The organism is Streptomyces sp. SP17BM10 (assembly GCF_036322405.1).
In the GTDB taxonomy this organism is placed as follows: Bacteria; Actinomycetota; Actinomycetes; order Streptomycetales; family Streptomycetaceae; genus Kitasatospora.
The window spans coordinates 1-233 of record NZ_JAQYXB010000589.1; the positions used below are offsets into that span (position 1 = coordinate 1).

Below are 233 nucleotides of genomic sequence, written 5' to 3' on the forward strand. Positions count from 1 at the left end.
AGGTAGACGTTCGCTGCGGCGTAGTTGCCCTGGCCCGCGCTGCCCATGACGCCGGAAATGGAGGAGAAGAGGACGAAGGCCTTGAGGTCCTGGTCCTTGGTCAGCTCGTGGAGGTTCCAGGCGGCATCGACCTTGGGGCGCAGGACGGCCGACAGGCGCTCCGGGGTGAGCGCGGTGACGATGCCGTCATCCAGCACACCGGCCGCATGCACGACACCCGTGATCGTCCGGCC

1 protein-coding gene is annotated in these 233 nt (G+C 67.8%); it reads right to left on the bottom strand.

The features are described 5' to 3' along the window. The coding region (locus tag PUR71_RS20220) for a ketoreductase domain-containing protein (protein WP_329928458.1) at nucleotides 1-233 on the bottom strand (233 nt) is incomplete at both ends.